Annotated in this window: 1 protein-coding gene; it reads left to right on the top strand. The window is 66.7% G+C overall.

All coding sequences use genetic code 11. The annotated features are described in order from the left end of the window. Positions 1–279 (top strand): MBL fold metallo-hydrolase (locus tag ACOADB_RS14960; RefSeq protein ID WP_378600165.1); only part of this gene is annotated, 279 nt, incomplete at both ends.

Raw genomic sequence — 279 nt, 5'->3', positions numbered from 1 at the left:
CCGCGACCTCGGCGACCTCATCGAGCGCACGGGCAAGACCCTGACCGCGATCTACGTGACGCACGACCATCCCGATCACTACCTGGGGGTCGGCCCCCTGCTCGAGCGGTTTCCCGGCGCGCGGTGCTTCGCCCTGCCCCAGGTGATCGAGTCGATGAAGCAGAACATGGAGATGCATGCCGACCAGTGGGACCTGCTGTTCGGTGACGCCACCATCCTCGAAGGCGTGCTTCCCGAACCGCTGCCCTCAGACCCTCTGACCGTCGACGGCGTCGAGCT

It is taken from the genome of Nocardioides sp. CPCC 206348, from assembly GCF_048654705.1.
Taxonomy (GTDB): Bacteria; Actinomycetota; Actinomycetes; order Propionibacteriales; family Nocardioidaceae; genus Nocardioides.
Note: the sequence above shows the minus strand (reverse complement) of the source record. Positions and strands in the feature narration are given on the sequence as shown.